The following is a 15,205-nucleotide window of genomic DNA, read 5'->3' as shown; positions in this document are numbered from 1 at the left end:
CTTCTTCTCTTCAAAATAGTGTAAAAGAATACATAGGAAGTTGCAAGCTCCCGCACATGAACGGAATTGACTGCTTTTCCCGATTCGATTAGGATTAGTGCCATGAGAAAATGAGGTGAAGAGATGACAAAATCTGGCAAAACCTTGCTCTTGATCGGAGTGGATTCGAAGCGGCTGCTGTCCGTGCGTCTTGCCCTGCAATCCCCCGGCGTGAAGCTGGCGGGCGTTGCGTTTGCACCGTCCCATCTGGCGGAGGATGTTCGGCAGACGGAAGTACTGCTGCAGGCCGCCGCTCTGCAAGAGGTGCCGCTGGCCGTATGCGAGGCTGCACAGCTGTCGCCTGTCCAGTGCAGCGGCCATGTGGGAGCGGGCGTGCGGACAGACGGGGCTGTCGCTCTGCCCCTTACAGCAGCGGAGCTGATCGTCTCGCAGGCGAGCCGGCATCGGGGCGAACTGGTGGTGGTGGTGCTCGGTGCTTTGAGCGATTTGGCCAAGGCGTTGGCGATCGATCCCGAACTGCCTGGCAAGCTTGCCGGCGTGGTCTTTCACGGAGGGGCCATCTGTGTCCCGGGCGATGTGACGATGGTCGCGGAAGCCAATGTCTACGCCGACCCGGAAGCGGCCGCTTACGTGCTGGCGGCAAATCTTCCGCTGCTGATCGTCCCCCTGGACGCGACCCGGACCGGCAGTTTGGCTCCGGAGCAGTTGGATCGTCTGGAGGCGAGTATTGCCGTCATGGCCGCCCTGCATCCCGAGCTCGTCCAAAGAGAACGGCTGAAGCTATCGGTAGAGTGCCAGAGTCAGCTCTCCCGCGGCGCCCTGCTGGCCGATAGACGAGCCATTCCGCGGGTCGGACATGATGCGGAGGTCTGCCTCGAGGCAGATGTGGAGCAAATCTTGCGGCGTGCGGCCGACGCTGACAGGGAGGATGCGAGATGAAAAAAGTATTGATAGATGTAGATACCGGCATCGATGACGCTCTGGCCCTCTCCTATGCTGTCCATTCCCCGGAGCTGGAGATATTGGGCGTGACGACGACGTTCGGCAATATCACGGTCGAGGAAGCGACCAGAAATACGCTGCAAATTCTCGAGCTTTTGGGGGCCAGCCAGATTCCGGTCTTCCCGGGAGCGAGCCGCCCGCTGTTTCGCGAGCTGAAGGAGAAGGCCAAGCTGTTTCACGGAGAAAATGGGCTGGGCAACATCCAATTGCCCCCGCCTCGCACGGCTGCGCGAAGAGAAAAGGCATCTGTCTACATGATTGAGCAAGCCAGATTGCATCCCGGGGAAGTGACGATCATCACGGTAGGCAGCCTGACCAACCTGGCGACGGCGATCATGGCCGAACCGGAGATGACCAAGCTGGTTAAGCGAGTCATCATAATGGGAGGGGCGGTCACGGTCCCCGGCAATCGGACGCCTGTGGCCGAGGCCAATATTTGCGCGGACCCGGAAGCCGCCGATCTCGTCTTCCGGTCGGGAATCCCGATCACGGTCGTGGGACTGGATGTGACGATGCAGACGCTGCTTACCCGGGAGCATCTGGAGACTTGGCGCGAGCTGGGGACGGATGTGAGCCGCAGCTTTGCGGAGATGTGCCAGTTTTACATGGACGCTTACGCCAAAGTGGGCAATGTACGGGGCTGCGGCCTGCACGATCCGCTCGCCGTGGGGGTCGCGATCGATCCTTCGTTTGTCCGTACCTCTCCGATGTATATTGCGGTAGACACCTCGGGGGGACTGTCCGATGCCCGCACCATTGCGGATCGCCGCAGCCAGCCGGAATTTCCCCCCAATGCCGACGTCTGTCTCGAGGTGGATCACGCCAAATTTCTGGCGCATTTTCTCCAGCGCGTTTTCTAAGGCAGCGGAAATCTCTGCGGATCTTGTCATGAAGGAGAGGGAGAAACGATGCTCAAAGAGTTTAAAGAGTTTGCCTTAAAAGGAAATGTCATCGATTTGGCTGTCGGGGTGGTCATTGGCGCGGCGTTCGGCAAAATCGTGACTTCGATGGTCAATGATATTATCATGCCGTCCGTCGGCCTGCTGCTCGGAAAGGTGGACTTTTCCAATCTGTTCATCAACTTGGGGGACAAGGACTACGCTACGCTGGCGGAGGCAAAAGAAGCGGGAGCGGTTACGATCAATTACGGCCTCTTTATCAATTCGATCATCGATTTTCTGATCGTGGCTTTCGCCATCTTCTTTGTCGTCAAACAGATGAATCGCTTCCGGAAAAAAGAAGTGCCCAAGAAGACGACCAAAGAATGTCCGCACTGCGTATCGTCCATTCCGCTGAAGGCAACCCGCTGCCCCGCATGCACGTCGCTATTGAGCGAAGATCAGGTGGCTGCCGCCAAGATGTGATATGAAACCGGCCTTTTCCACTACCGGGAGGAGGCCGGTTTCTTGCGTCTGCGGCGAGCGCGCAGCGCGAGATATTGGGACCGGAGACGCTTGATGGTCCGATAGTAGGTCTTGTCGGACAGCTTGGCAAAAAGGCCGTGCGAAGGGAAGTCGAAATTGACTTCGATCAGGGCCAGATTTCCCTGCTTGTCGACAGCCCAGTCGATCCCGATCTGGGACGAGTGCTTGTATTTATTGAAGTGGGTGCAGACTTGATAGCTCAGATCGATCAGCTCCCGGATGAGCTTTTTGACATTCTCCGGCGGGACTGCCCGGGATTGCTGCAGCGCGTGGCGAACTGTGGTGACGTAGCCGCCGCCGCGAGCCACATTGGTGATGACGCTGTCCGCTCCTGCCACCTTGGCCAGCATGCCGGCGTACTGCCATTTACCTGCGCCGTTTCGCATCATCATGACCCGGATGTCATACGGCCTTCCGTTCACTTCCGAGAGGGGGATGCCCTTTTGGATGATGTGCTTGCTCTCCCCAGCGCTTTGCCCAATCCGCTCCTTTAACGCTTCCAGCGAGGGGGCGAAGACTGTTTGCCCCCGCTCTTTGACGAGTGCATACCCGCCTTCTTGCTTCCACACCTTCATAATCCCTTTTCCCATATGCGTCGAGCATGGCTTGATATAGACGGTGTCGTACTGGCGCAGGTAGGCGTCCAGCAGCGATTCCTGGTACAAGGCGGTAGGAGGCAGGTACTTCCGAATGACCGGATGCTTTGCAAAAAAGCGATGGAGACTCCATTTGGAAGAAGGTATCAAGCAAAAACCCTCCATTCTTTCGTCCGTTCTCCTGACAGCATATACATTTGGCACCGAAACTTTCCTCCTTTCCGAAACGATTCAATTCCCGCCAGCAGCCTATATTTGGGAAAAATTAGTCTAGACAGATTTGCTATAATGATAGTAAAAATGGATACGTCTTTCATATGGTAGGACAACAATGAAAAATCAACTACGTTTGCGCTACCATCTTACCTTTGCCTTTGCTGTGATTGCCCTGGTCCCGATTCTGGTCATGGGCGTCATCCAGGTGATGCAGCTGGTCAGCGTGATGAGAGATACGGAAAATCACAGGAACTTCGGGTGGGCCAGTTGGCGGATGCGATCCAGACGTATGTGTTTCAGCATCAAAACACCGTAGAGACGCTGGCTGCTTCGCTCAGCTCGACGAACAACCGGGATACGAAAAATCTCGTGCAAATTTTGCGGGCCGTCCGGGAGAATTGGAATGGCTTCGTCAATCTCTATGTCGCCAATAAAGAGGGGCACACGATTGCTTTTTACCCGGAGACCAATGACATCGGCCAGTCGCTGATCGGGCTTGATTTCAGCGACCGCGATTACTACAAGAAAGTATCGACGCAGCAAAAAACTGTGATTTCCTCTGTTTTTCTTGGAAGAGCGGGACGTTTCGGCCGCTGATTACCATCGCCGTGCCGATCTTTGACCAGAACCGCGATTTTGACGGGTACGTACTGGGGGCCTTGGATTTGAGCCAGGGTGGAGATGCTGGTCACCAAGTACGATTACAGCAAAGACACCTATACCGCCGTGCTGGACGACACGGGCCGGGCGGTCTACCACCCGGACGAAGTGATCCGCAACAGCATGCGCGATCTCAGCGACGATCCGGTGTACCGGGTGGCCTATGCTGAACTGTTTGGAGCAGGCACCTACTACTCGCCCGTTTTCAAACGTTCGGAATTTACCACCTATACGACGATTCCCGAGCTGGGCTGGGTCGTCTCGATCAGAGCGCCAGCTCCTTCACAGCGCGCTCTTCCTCGACGCTGACGTTGTCACTTAACGCGGCATGCAGGGTAGTGAAATCGGATTCATTTCTTCTCTCGTCGCTTGGGCGTCCATCCCGGGAGCGCTGATCATCAGCCGCATCTCCGACAAGCTGGGCAAACGCAAAGGGCTCGCCCTGCTGCTCATCCCTTGCGCCATTCCGTCGATCGTTCTGACGGTATACGTGCAAAACTACACCGTATTGATCCTGTCTTTGATTTTCTACGGTTTGACCGGAAAGCTGGCACTGGACCCAATTCTCGTTTCGATCGTGGCAGACAATGCCCCGAAAGAAGGATAGTTCCGTGGGAATCGACATCCGCAAAGTTGTCGAAACCGGCATCACGCCGCTCATCAACACCGGGATTGCCCACAAAGAGGCCGGTATTGGTCAAGTAGGGGCAGGTACGGTTCGCGCGCCGCTCGCTTGCTTTGAAAAGGCGCTCGTCGCTCTGGCTGAAAAATACGGCGTTTCCGTTGAGTAAGACGGACGATTCGGATGATATACGCACACGCGTATAGCAATGTACTGACAGACATCCTGCGGTCCTGCCCTGTTTCGGGCAGGGTCCACAGCGTGTTTGCGACCAGCGCCAACCTGCAATTTGGGAATCGGCTGGTGCACGTGGGAATATCCCGGCACGGCGAGCTTCCCTATGGGATCTTGCTCGGCGATCAGCAGATGGAGACTGTTCTCGATAGGATCACCCTGGGAGAAAGAGTTGACTGGGAGAGGGATAAACAAGTATTATCCTTCCAGGCAGGCTTGGCCATTTCTCTCACGAGCGGGGTGCCGTTTTCCTCGGTGCCCCGCTCTCACTCTATCTGCCGTGAGCGGATCAGACGAAATGCCGCCGCACTGATCGAGGTCTTGGCTGCGGAGGGGAGCATCACGGGATTTGGCGTATCTGCCGAAGACGCAGCCCTCTGCCTCTTTGGACTGCAGCAGGAGCCCGGGGAATTTTGCTCCCTGGCAGCCGAACTGAAAGCAGCATGGCCGTCCAGCGATCCCCACCTGATCGAAAAGGTGCTGCGCAAGGTGATCGGGCGGGGGCAGGGGCTTACGCCGAGCGGCGATGATCTGCTCCTCGGCTGTCTGATCGGGGCGGTCGTCACGGGGACGAAGCCGGACGCTTTTACGGATGTCCTGCGCTCCCTTTTGCAAGCGGAGGGAAGACGGCTGACGACGGATGTCAGTCTGGAATACCTGCTGCATGCGACAGAGGACCGTTTCGGTTCCCGGCTGCGCAACCTGGCACATGAGGTATTTGCGGGAGAGGGGACGACGCTTTCTCGGGCCCTGAGAGAACTGCTCGAAATCGGACACACATCAGGGACAGATACGGCAACAGGCCTTTTATTATGGATAAGTTTATCGACAGGGGATGAAAGAATTGGGGAAACAAACCGTATTGGTTGCACTCGGGGGCAACGCGATTCTGCAGCCGAAACAGGAAGCAACCTTCCAAAATCAGTATGAAAACGTAAAAACCAGCTGCGAGTTTCTCGCCAAACTGGTGAAGAATGGATACAATCTCGTCGTTACGCACGGAAACGGTCCGCAAGTGGGAACCATTCTGCGGCAAAACGAAGAAGCGAGCCATGTTGTTCCGCCGATGCCGCTCGATGTATGCAGCGCGGAGAGCCAGGGCTTCATCGCTTACATGATGCAGCAGGCGCTGTACAACGAGTTGACCAAGCTGGGCCTGAAAAAGAATGTGGTCAGCATCGTCACCCGTACAGAAGTAGCAAAGAACGACCCAGCCTTCTCCAACCCGGACAAGCCGATCGGCGTCTTCTACAGCGAGGAAGAAGCGAAAAAACTGAGTGAAGAGAAAAACTGGGTAGTGGCGGAGGATGCCGGCCGCGGCTGGCGCCGTGTGGTTCCCTCCCCGGCACCGCTGAACATCGTGGAATCGGAGTCCATCGTCGATCTGATCGATGCCGGCCACATCGTCATCTCCTGCGGGGGCGGCGGAATCCCGGTCGTGAAGAAAGAAGACGGCACCTACGAGGGCGTCGAGGCTGTCATCGACAAGGACCGCAGCGGCTGCAAGCTGGCGGAACAAATCAAAGCGGACATCTTCGTCATCCTGACAGATGTAGAGAATGTGTACGTCAACTACGGCAAAGAAAATCAAAAAGCGCTGACCCACGTCTCGCTGGAAGAGCTGGAAGGCTACATCGCCGAAGGCCAATTCAGCGCGGGAAGCATGGGCCCCAAGATTGAGGCCGCTCAAAAATTTGCCCAGCAAGGCGGCACCTCGATCATTTGCGCACTGAACAAAGCCGATCTGGCGCTCGAAGGAAAAAGCGGTACCCGCATCAGTAAATAAGGTTCGAATTCGAAAAAGAAGGGTGGGTTTAACCTGCCTTTCTTTTTTTAGGTCTATAGAACGAAAAGTGTAAACAGGAAACGCTTTACATTGAGCAGAAAAACCGTTGTCTGCTACTATATGAATGAACGTTATATTCGACAATATACGACATACGAGACAGCGAGGTGTCAGCATGAAGCGTTTTGGATTAGCCATTCAAATTGTCATCGGTCTCTGCCTGGGTATTCTGGTCGGAGCTCTTTTTTACGGGAATCCGGCTGTCTCTACCTACCTGCAGCCGATTGGCGATATTTTTATTCGGCTTATTAAAATGATCGTCGTTCCCATCGTGATTTCTACCTTGATCGTCGGGGTCGCCGGCGTGGGCGACGTGAAGAAGCTGGGCAAAATTGGCGGGAAAACGATTCTTTATTTTGAGATCATCACCACAATCGCCATTATCGTCGGCCTGTTTGCTGCCAATCTGTTCCATCCCGGCGTCGGTGTCGATATGGCGCAGCTCAGCAAAACCGACATCCACCAGTACGTGGAGACGGCAGAAACCACGCAGAGTCACGGCTTCATTGATACATTCGTGAACATCGTGCCGAAAAACGTGTTTGAAGCGATCGTCAAGGGAGACATGCTGGCGATCATCTTCTTCTCCGTCCTGTTCGGTCTGGGCGTAGCGGCTGCCGGTGAAAAAGGGCAGCCCGTCCTCCGCTTTTTCCAGGGCGTGGCCGATACGATGTTCTGGGTCGTCAATACGATCATGAAATTCGCGCCGTTTGGAGTATTTGCGCTCATCGGCGTCACCGTCTCCAAATTCGGGCTCTCTTCGCTCATTCCGCTGGGCAAGCTGGTTATCCTGGTGCATGCCACGATGCTGTTCTTCGTCCTGGTGGTGCTCGGGGTGATCGCCCGCATGAGCGGAATCTCGATCTTTGCCCTGATTAAAATCCTCAAAGACGAATTGCTGTTGTCCTACTCCACGGCCAGCTCGGAGACCGTTCTGCCGAAGATTATGGAGAAAATGGAGCGTCTGGGCTGTCCCAAAGCCATTACGTCCTTTGTGATTCCGACAGGCTACTCGTTTAACCTGGATGGCTCTACGCTGTATCAGGCGCTGGCCGCTCTGTTCATTGCGCAAATGTACGGCATTCATATGCCGGTCAGCGCGCAGATTACGCTGATGCTGGTCTTGATGGTCACATCCAAAGGGATTGCCGGCGTGCCGGGCGTTTCCTTTGTGGTGCTGCTGGCTACGCTGGGATCGGTCGGCATTCCTGTAGAGGGTCTCGCTTTCATCGCGGGAATCGACCGCTTGCTGGATATGGCCCGGACCGTGGTCAATGTGATCGGGAATTCGCTGGCGGCCGTCGTCATCTCGCGCTGGGAAGGACAGTTTGACCAGAAGAAAGCCCAAGCCTTTATCCATGAGACAACCACGCGCGCTGCGTAGCAATCAAACAGGTCCTTCGCCGGATTTCCGTAGGCGGAGGACCTTTTTTATTGTATGATGGGGACATTCCATTTTACGCAAATCCGGTTGGACGAAGCGCTCCTGCCAAGGGCGCAAACGGGCGGGTTGAACATCCCTCTCGCCTCTGCCGCAGCCGGAAAAAGGAGAATGTCGATGAAAGAGCGATACACAGTGGGAGTAATCGGACTGGGAGTAATGGGGGAGCGCTTGCTTGCGGCCATGCTGGCTCATGAGCGCTTTACCGTCAAAGCGGTGTGTGACGCATCCGAGGAGCGCGCCAGGGGAACGGCTGACGCCACCGGAATCGACGCTTGGTATACCAGCCACCAGGAGATGCTGGAGAAGGAAGAGCTCGATTGGGTATACATCGCGGTTCCGCCAAAATTTCATCATCCCATCGCGCTGGATGTGCTGGCTTGCGGCAAGCACCTGCTATGCGAGAAGCCCCTGGCCAGCACCGTGCAGGAGGGGAGCGAGATGCTGCAGGCGGCTGAAAGAGCGGGCGTGATTCACGCGATGAATTTCCCGCTCTACTACCGTCCCCTCTTTGCCGAGCTAAAGCAGCGGATCGGAGCGATTGGAAGCATCCGCCGGATCGATATCACCACCCATTTTCACCAATGGCCCCGCCCCTGGCAGCAGACAGCATGGCTGGCAGGCCGAGAGCAGGGCGGGTTTGTCCGCGAGGTCATGCCGCACTTTCTGCATCTGACGCAGGCTCTCTTTGGCGGCTGCGAGGTCGTCCGCTCCGATGTGGACTACCCGCCAGACGATCCTGACGCCTGCGAGGTAAGCATCGCGGCGCTGCTCCGTCTCGCGGACGGTACTCCGGTAACGGTGAACGGCCTGGGCAACATCGCCCAGCAGGAGCAGCTTACCTACACCATCTACGGCACCGAGGGGACCCTCGCGGTGAAGAACTGGAGCATCCTCATGGCCGGCGCAGCAGGCGAGCTGCCCAGCGAGGTGCCGGTGCCGGAGCAGGATCGCTTGTCGCTTCTGCTGGATGAGTTTGCCCATGCGCTTGATGGCAAAGAGGCGAGACTGGTCGGTTTTGATGCAGGACTGGCTGTTCAGAAGACGTTGGATGAACTGCTGGGGATCTAGCCGCTGTTCGTGCGGATATGCGTATAGAGATGAAAAAAACAGGCGATGGGAACACAGCCCACCGCCTGTTTCTGTCATTTGAGAAAACGAAGACCATAAAAAATGAAGCGACAGAACGGAGAGAATCTGTGATGAAGGATGAAATCCTCGATTTTTACGATGAAGAGATGACCTGGCTGGGCATAGAGACGCGGGGAAATGTTCACCGGCACGGCTTGTGGCACTGCACCTTTCACTGCTGGGTATACCGCTTGGAGGCGGGTCATCATTCCCAGGGATCGAAGCGGGAACAGGGGCAGGAGCAGGAGCGTGGAACCATTAGCCTCCTGTTTCAGAAGCGGCATCCGCAAAAGGATACGTGGCCTGGCAAGCTGGACGTCACCTCGGCTGGCCACCTGCTCGCCGGGGAGACGCCCGCTGACGGGGTCAGGGAGCTGGAGGAGGAGCTGGGCATTCGCGCATCCCTCGGCGATCTTTCGCCCATCGGCGTCTTTTCGGACGTGCTCAGGGAGGCGGAGATCTTCGACCGCGAGTTTTGCCATGTGTACGCCCTCAAACAGGATCAACCGCTGCACGCCTATCGCATCCAGCGGGACGAGCTGACGGGCCTGTACTGGATCGAGCTCGCCCAACTGGTGGCACTCTTGGCCGGAGAAATACAGGCTGCAGAGGCGAGCGGCTGTGAGTGGCTGGAGGACGGCCGCATCACCGCGAGCAGCGCAAAAGTGGAACGATCCGACTTGGTCCCCCATCAGCAGCATTATTATCGCCAGGTGCTCGCGGCGATCAAGGAGCTCGCCTCCGTTCCCAGCCGTCAGCCCTAGGAGGCATTGCGGGCGGCATCCAGTCCGCCTTTGGGCTGTTCTTTTCCGGTGGCTGTCGTAAGCGAGAACGTATTCCATGATTCCCCACTTTTTCCTTGTCAGAGAGACGGTTGTTCCGATAAAATATTTTTTAATAGATCGCTGATAAGGTAAAGGGGGTCGCACAATATGGATCGAACGATCGCCAGGGAAGAAATCCGCGCGCTGGAAACCTCGGAAGTCGCTCAATTTGTCAGAATCGTGGAACGCGCTTATCCGCGTCTGGAGCTGCATGCGCCGGGCGTGCGGGAAAGATGGATAGAGCGGGTGCGCGAAGGAATCGAGCAGGATCCGACCAGCTCCATACAAGGCTGTTTTCGCGACGGCCAGCTGGTGGGCGTGATGAAGTGGCGTGATTTTCAGATGAATGTTCACGGCAGGCAGCTGCTAACCGGTGGAATTGGCACGGTGGCCGTCGATCTGCTGCACAAGAAGGAAAAAGTGGCGAAGGGGATGATGACCCGCTTTTTGCAAGCCTACCGGGAGCGGGGAGTCAGTCTCGTTTCGCTCTATCCGTTTCGCGTCGATTTTTACAGACAGATGGGGTTTGGCGTCGGGACCAAGATGAATGAGTACCGGGCCTTACCGCTCAGCCTGCCGGATGGAGACAAATCCGCTGTGGTCGCACTGGAGCGAGGAGAGCGGGAGCAGATACTCCGCTGTTATAACCGCTACGCTGCCCGGACGCACGGGATGACGGAGAAAAGTGAGCGGGAGATGAATACGCTGCTCGAAAATGCAGAGCATCTGGCATTCGGCTACCGCCGGGAGGGTGTGCAGGAGTTGGAAGGCTATCTGATCCTCCAGTTCAAGCAGGTACATTCGGAAAATGCCAGCATCCATGATGTGCACGTCCGCGATCTGGTCTATGAGACGACAGAGGCGCTGCGAGGGATGCTCGCATTTTTGCGCAGTCAGGCCGATCAAGTGAGACGTATTGTGTTTTATACGCAGGATGAGGATTTTCACGTTCTCCTGGCTGATCCGCGCAATGATTCGGACCGCCTGATCCCCTTTTACTATCACGAGAGCCACGCCAGCGGAGTGGGATTGATGTACCGGATCATCGATGTCGCCGGTTTTTTCCGGCAGCTGGCTGGTCTTCCACTGGGTGTGGCGAGCGGCCATTTCACCTTTCATATCCGCGACAGCTTTTTCCCTGCCAACCAAGGCTCGTATGCCGTCCGTTTCCATGAGGGCGTGCCAGTGTCGGTAGAAGAGAGCCCGCTTCCGGGCAGCACCGATGCAGAAGTGGCGATCGATATTTCCGACTTTTCCTCCCTGGCGATGGGGGCTGTCCGCTTTCACAGTCTCTACGCTTACGGACTGGCTGAAGTGTCGAATCCCGCCTATGTGGAGGCATTGGACCGATTGTTTGCCGTTCCCCAGAAGCCGCGCTGCACCGCCGCCTTTTAGTCAGAATAGAAAGAATCTTTCGCCCCCTCTCCTCATATGGTAATCATAAAGGGGAGGGAGGATGTGTTCGTGTGGGGAGCCGTTCTCATCTTTTGCATCTTCATGGTTTTCGTCTGGTTTGTCGTTGATCTTTTGTTCCGGTTCGTTCGCTCCGATACGATCAGATACGACCGGTACAATTTGTGGGAAAATTCTTCCGTCACCAGGAAGGAAATGAACTATCCAGAAAAGAAGTAGTACACTCGTACTGCTAGTACCGATTCAAAAACAGCGCCGTGCGAAGCGGCGTTTTTTCCATTGGCAGCTGTGTCGTGCAACTGTGGGGGGATTGGACAAGCCCCCGGCAAATAGAATGGGGTGAAAAGCGGTGAACGGTGTCAAAACGGGCAAACAACGGGACTACTTTCGTTTGAAGCTGGATCCTCCTCTGCGTTCTCGAATGACGATCGTCATGATCAAAGGAAAGACCTTGGAAGTAGGCAGCGCGGAAGTTCTCATTGAGGACATCGGAGGCGGCGGTCTTCGTTTTTTATCTGATTTGAAATTGCCCGTCAATGATCAGCTGGTCCTTCAGTTTGAAACAGAAGTCTATTCACAACAGTTGAAAACGTATGGCCATGTCGTCCGTAGCAGTCCCTGGAGCGAGACGATCTATGAATACGCCGTCAAATTTACCATGGATGAGTCCGCCCATGCGGAGGTCAACCGCTTGGTCAATTCGCTCGCCATCCGTTTCAGACAGAGGGGCAGCTTGCCCAGCGGCTGGTTTTTGCAAGGAGATCGCAAAGATTTTTTTCATATAGAATGAAAAAACACCTCCCGGAATCGTGTGATCAAACGATTTGCTGGAGGTGTTTTCGTTTTCGCCGATGCGTTCTTAGCGGGTGCCGAAAGCCAAGGAAGGCGGAATGTAATTCAGCTCTTCGTCGGCGGTGATGTAATCCGTATTGACCATCAGCAAGAGAAAACGCTTGCCCGTCTGCGGGTCACTGAGGATGATGTGGTCCCGTCCCGCTGTCTCCAGCACGCCGCGGAAAATCTTCGCGTTCCACTGCGTGTTGTTCTCGAAGGTTTGGTAGACGGTGATCACTTTGCCGCGGTTGAGGCGGAGGATGTTCTCGATGTAGGACTCCTCTACCACCTGTCCGGGCGCCAGGGGAGTGCCGGGAATCATCGAGCCGCTCGGCTGCATCGGCGTGACTTGCTGCGTGCCGGGCATTCCGGGCTGACCCATCTGGAATGGAAAGGTCGAGGACGGATACATCTCTGTGTAGGGGTAGGCCGTATACGGATTATAAGGCATTTGCTGACTCATGATGAACTCTCTCCTTTTTTTGTCTTGCAAGCACCATCAACAAACAAAGCCAATCAGTAGACGCGGGGACAATCCTGGGGAGTGGGGACGAAGAAGCAGTGGGCCTTGTATCGTCCGGAGTTTCTTTGGTTGAACCATTGTGCGGGACAGTTGCCGCTCGGCCGGAAGAACCAGAGCGCATTCGAGGCGGGATGCTGCCTTTCCCCTTTAATGACCCTTCGTGCCAGGCGCCGCTCTTTGTCTCTTGCGCGCTGATAAAAGTACGACTTATGCACCGCTTCATACCCGCCGGGGGATTGGAACACCATCTGCCGCATCGTCCGAATCCCGCGAAAATCCAGACAGTTGGACAGAATGCGGTTGACGCCGACGTTTCCCACCATGAGCATGCCTAAATCTCCTTCTCCCTCCGCTTCCGCCCGGATTAAACGGGCCAACATGTCGACATCTCTGGAGTTTGCCTTGATGACGGCCATCGCTTCACCTCCTCCGAAAACTCACACTTCCAATATATTGAGGGTTCTGCAATAGGTGAATGTCCACGAAAGAAAACGCGCCCGGGAGAAGTGATCCGCTCCCGGGCGCGTTGCTCTCTTTTATTCCGCAGTCATGCCAGCTTTTTCTTTTTTCGCTTATTCCAGATGAACCAGGCAATTGCAACGATTGCCCCGATACCCAGAACGCTGATCTCCAGGTACTCGTCGAGCAGCACTTTGGCGTGTTTGCCGTAGAGATGAAACAAGACGCCGATCAGATAAAATTTGATTCCGCGGCCCAAAATGGCGAACAGCATGAGCTTGGTCAGCGAGTAATTAAAGACACCGCTGAGGATGGTAAAGACCTTGAACGGAATCGGGGTGAACGCGCCGATCAAGACGGCCGTATCCCCGTTTTTATCGAATTGTTCCGTCGCGAGCGCCGTCCATTTTTCCGGAAGAATCTTTTTCAGAATCGGTTTGCCCAGCCATTTTCCCAGTATGTAACCCATCGGCGCTCCCAAAATCGAGCCGGTAAAGGCTATGGTCGCATAGCGCAGGGCGGAAGAGGGGTCGATCAGGCTCATCGCGATCTGCAGGAAAAACGGGGGAACCGGGACGATAAACGAGTCCAGAAAAGAAAGTCCAAACAGGCCCCAAATTCCGTATTGCATAAAGGCTTGCGTGATTTGTTCAAACATGAGCGTCTCCTCAATTGAATTATCCTTGACCTTCTTTCCATTATACAGGAAAGCGGGTGGTTTCTGTAGTTCTATATATGCCTTGTACGAGGGGATATGTCTGGTACTACGTTTGGCGGCGAAAAGAGTTACAGCCTTCCGGGCAAATTCGCAGGGGAGCTTGCTTCTATTTGCCAGAAAAAAGGGACATACTGTTAGAGATTTTGAAAAAGGAGGAATCGATTCGATGCAACCCCACGTGTACGGCGCTCACGAAGTGATGGAGCTGCACGAAATCTTGAACGGGGCCGTAGATGCGATCAATACAGCGCAATTGTACGCGCCTTATGCCCGGGATCCCGAATTGGTGCAGCTTCTTCGCCACCAACTGCAATTTATGGAGACGGAATACAACAGCATGGTCCAGACCATCCGCGGACTGGGAGCCGGTGAAGGTTTGCCGTATCGCCCGATCAGCTCGCCGGGAGCAAATGCGTCAGCGATGCCGCCTGCCCCGCAAGCTGCCCACCCGACGCCATCCGCCCAGCAGCCCAATACCCATCCGAACCAGATGGATGATCGCGACGTCTCCTCCGCTATGCTGGGGCTGCATAAGTCGGGAGCGGTATTTAAAATGGCGGCAGCACTGGAAGCGGCTCATCCCCAGATACGCAGCATGCTCCTGCAAAGCGCGGTCAATTGTGCAAATCAAGCCTATGAGACGTGGAATTACATGAAGCGCAAGGGCTACTACCCGCTGGTAGCGATGCCGGAGAGTGTCAATGCCCAGCTGCTGAAAGGGTATCAACCCACCGCTGGGATGGCACCAGGGGCGATACAGCAGATGGCTCCGGGAGCAGTCACTCCGTCTGTCCAGCAGAACGGCACGCTGTTTACCAATTCCGTGGAGCCGGAGGGGCCGCTCGCCAGGCATTCGTCCATGCTTCCAGGGATGGCGGTGCCGGGGGCAGCCCTCCAACAGCCCCAGCTGACTCAACAGCCTCAGCTGACCCAACAGCCTCAGCTGACCCAACAGCCGCAGCTGACCCAACAGCCTGCGCAGCTGACCCAGCAGCCGATGCAGGCATCCCCACTATCGATGCAGCCGCCGCCGGTCAATGCCAGCCAGATTTTTTCCTCGCCGCAGTACCGCCAGGAGCACTACGGGGGCGGGGACGAGCTGGGGATGGCAGCCGAGCCGGAAGCGACGATGGCCTCCGAGACCTATGGCTCGGCCAGCGTGCCGCCCGCGAGTGACAGCAAGCAGAAAGGCGGACGCAAAAAGAGCGCAGCCGATCCTGCCAGCGGGTAAAAAGTCTGCCGTGTGCATTGACGCTGGGAAA

At 55.9% G+C, this 15,205-nt stretch carries 19 protein-coding genes and 1 pseudogene; 16 read left to right on the top strand and 4 right to left on the bottom strand.

Annotated elements, in window-relative coordinates; translation table 11 throughout:
- Window positions 1-123: 123 nt before the first annotated feature.
- The 3 genes from JD108_RS16520 to mscL are packed head-to-tail and all read left to right on the top strand — an operon-like array spanning window position 124 to window position 2,366.
- Complete coding sequence (locus JD108_RS16520) at window positions 124-939, top strand: nucleoside hydrolase (RefSeq protein WP_198827091.1); 816 nt, start codon at window positions 124-126, stop codon at window positions 937-939.
- Complete coding sequence (locus JD108_RS16515) at window positions 936-1,862, top strand: nucleoside hydrolase (protein ID WP_198827090.1); 927 nt, start codon at window positions 936-938, stop codon at window positions 1,860-1,862. Before JD108_RS16520 ends, JD108_RS16515 begins: the two co-directional genes overlap by 4 nt.
- Window positions 1,863-1,910: 48 nt before the next feature.
- The gene (gene mscL / locus JD108_RS16510) at window positions 1,911-2,366 is read left to right on the top strand and encodes a large conductance mechanosensitive channel protein MscL (RefSeq protein WP_198827089.1); all 456 of its coding nucleotides are present in this window, start codon (window positions 1,911-1,913) and stop codon (window positions 2,364-2,366) included.
- Between the two features lie 20 nt (window positions 2,367-2,386).
- On the opposite strand, the gene JD108_RS16505 is transcribed toward mscL, so the two are convergent.
- The gene (locus JD108_RS16505; protein WP_198827088.1) at window positions 2,387-3,172 is read right to left on the bottom strand and encodes a YheC/YheD family protein; all 786 of its coding nucleotides are present in this window, start codon (window positions 3,170-3,172) and stop codon (window positions 2,387-2,389) included.
- Window positions 3,173-3,353: 181 nt separating this feature from the next.
- Here JD108_RS16505 and JD108_RS16500 point away from each other — a divergent pair, with 181 nt between their 5' ends.
- The 12 genes and pseudogenes from JD108_RS16500 to JD108_RS16445 all read left to right on the top strand — a co-directional run bounded on the left by JD108_RS16500 (window position 3,354) and on the right by JD108_RS16445 (window position 12,199).
- Window positions 3,354-3,554, top strand: coding sequence for a hypothetical protein (locus tag JD108_RS16500; RefSeq protein ID WP_198827087.1), 201 nt, complete (start codon window positions 3,354-3,356; stop codon window positions 3,552-3,554).
- Window positions 3,506-3,835, top strand: a complete 330-nt coding sequence (locus JD108_RS16495; protein WP_198827086.1) for a PDC sensor domain-containing protein — start codon at window positions 3,506-3,508, stop codon at window positions 3,833-3,835. The genes JD108_RS16500 and JD108_RS16495 overlap by 49 nt, the downstream gene beginning before the upstream one ends.
- A 78-nt stretch (window positions 3,836-3,913) precedes the next feature.
- On the top strand, window positions 3,914-4,207 hold the full coding sequence (locus JD108_RS16490; protein ID WP_198827085.1) for a PDC sensor domain-containing protein: 294 nt from the start codon (window positions 3,914-3,916) through the stop codon (window positions 4,205-4,207).
- Between the two features lie 19 nt (window positions 4,208-4,226).
- A complete protein-coding gene (locus tag JD108_RS16485; protein ID WP_198827084.1) occupies window positions 4,227-4,505 on the top strand; it encodes an MFS transporter in 279 nt (92 codons plus the stop codon).
- A 4-nt stretch (window positions 4,506-4,509) separates the two neighbouring features.
- Window positions 4,510-4,689, top strand: a pseudogene (locus JD108_RS16480) (DUF1116 domain-containing protein); the annotation flags it as partial.
- Window positions 4,690-4,781: 92 nt separating this feature from the next.
- Window positions 4,782-5,684 carry an oxamate carbamoyltransferase subunit AllH family protein gene (locus JD108_RS16475; RefSeq protein ID WP_198827083.1) on the top strand — a complete coding sequence of 301 codons (903 nt, stop codon included), beginning with the start codon at window positions 4,782-4,784 and terminating at the stop codon, window positions 5,682-5,684.
- Window positions 5,599-6,540: a carbamate kinase gene (gene arcC, locus JD108_RS16470; RefSeq protein ID WP_228728177.1), complete on the top strand. Its 942-nt coding sequence runs from the start codon at window positions 5,599-5,601 to the stop codon at window positions 6,538-6,540. Before JD108_RS16475 ends, arcC begins: the two co-directional genes overlap by 86 nt.
- Window positions 6,541-6,715: 175 nt before the next feature.
- Window positions 6,716-7,984, top strand: coding sequence for a cation:dicarboxylate symporter family transporter (locus JD108_RS16465; RefSeq protein ID WP_198827081.1), 1,269 nt, complete (start codon window positions 6,716-6,718; stop codon window positions 7,982-7,984).
- 54 nt (window positions 7,985-8,038) lie between these two features.
- Window positions 8,039-9,112, top strand: coding sequence for a Gfo/Idh/MocA family protein (locus JD108_RS16460; RefSeq protein ID WP_228728176.1), 1,074 nt, complete (start codon window positions 8,039-8,041; stop codon window positions 9,110-9,112).
- A gap of 131 nt (window positions 9,113-9,243) precedes the next feature.
- Window positions 9,244-9,936: an NUDIX hydrolase gene (locus JD108_RS16455; RefSeq protein ID WP_198827079.1), complete on the top strand. Its 693-nt coding sequence runs from the start codon at window positions 9,244-9,246 to the stop codon at window positions 9,934-9,936.
- 168 nt (window positions 9,937-10,104) lie between these two features.
- Entirely contained in the window at window positions 10,105-11,391 is a 1,287-nt protein-coding gene (locus tag JD108_RS16450; protein ID WP_198827078.1) for a GNAT family N-acetyltransferase, read from the top strand.
- A gap of 367 nt (window positions 11,392-11,758) precedes the next feature.
- A complete protein-coding gene (locus JD108_RS16445) occupies window positions 11,759-12,199 on the top strand; it encodes a PilZ domain-containing protein (RefSeq protein ID WP_198827077.1) in 441 nt (146 codons plus the stop codon).
- Window positions 12,200-12,268: 69 nt separating this feature from the next.
- Here JD108_RS16445 and gerQ read toward each other — a convergent pair whose 3' ends face one another.
- The 3 genes from gerQ to JD108_RS16430 form a co-directional block, all read right to left on the bottom strand.
- Window positions 12,269-12,706 (bottom strand): spore coat protein GerQ, encoded by a 438-nt coding sequence (gene gerQ, locus JD108_RS16440; protein ID WP_198827002.1) that lies wholly within the window; start codon window positions 12,704-12,706, stop codon window positions 12,269-12,271.
- A 53-nt stretch (window positions 12,707-12,759) separates the two neighbouring features.
- Entirely contained in the window at window positions 12,760-13,182 is a 423-nt protein-coding gene (locus JD108_RS16435; RefSeq protein WP_198827001.1) for a cell wall hydrolase, read from the bottom strand.
- A gap of 131 nt (window positions 13,183-13,313) precedes the next feature.
- Window positions 13,314-13,883 (bottom strand): YqaA family protein, encoded by a 570-nt coding sequence (locus tag JD108_RS16430; protein ID WP_198827000.1) that lies wholly within the window; start codon window positions 13,881-13,883, stop codon window positions 13,314-13,316.
- Between the two features lie 226 nt (window positions 13,884-14,109).
- On the opposite strand from JD108_RS16430, the gene JD108_RS16425 reads away from it, so the two are divergent.
- Window positions 14,110-15,174, top strand: coding sequence for a spore coat protein (locus JD108_RS16425; RefSeq protein ID WP_198826999.1), 1,065 nt, complete (start codon window positions 14,110-14,112; stop codon window positions 15,172-15,174).
- Window positions 15,175-15,205 lie beyond the last annotated feature (31 nt).

The organism is Brevibacillus composti (assembly GCF_016406105.1).
GTDB lineage: Bacteria > Bacillota > Bacilli > Brevibacillales > Brevibacillaceae > Brevibacillus > Brevibacillus composti.
This window is presented reverse-complemented; position numbering and strand designations above follow the sequence as displayed.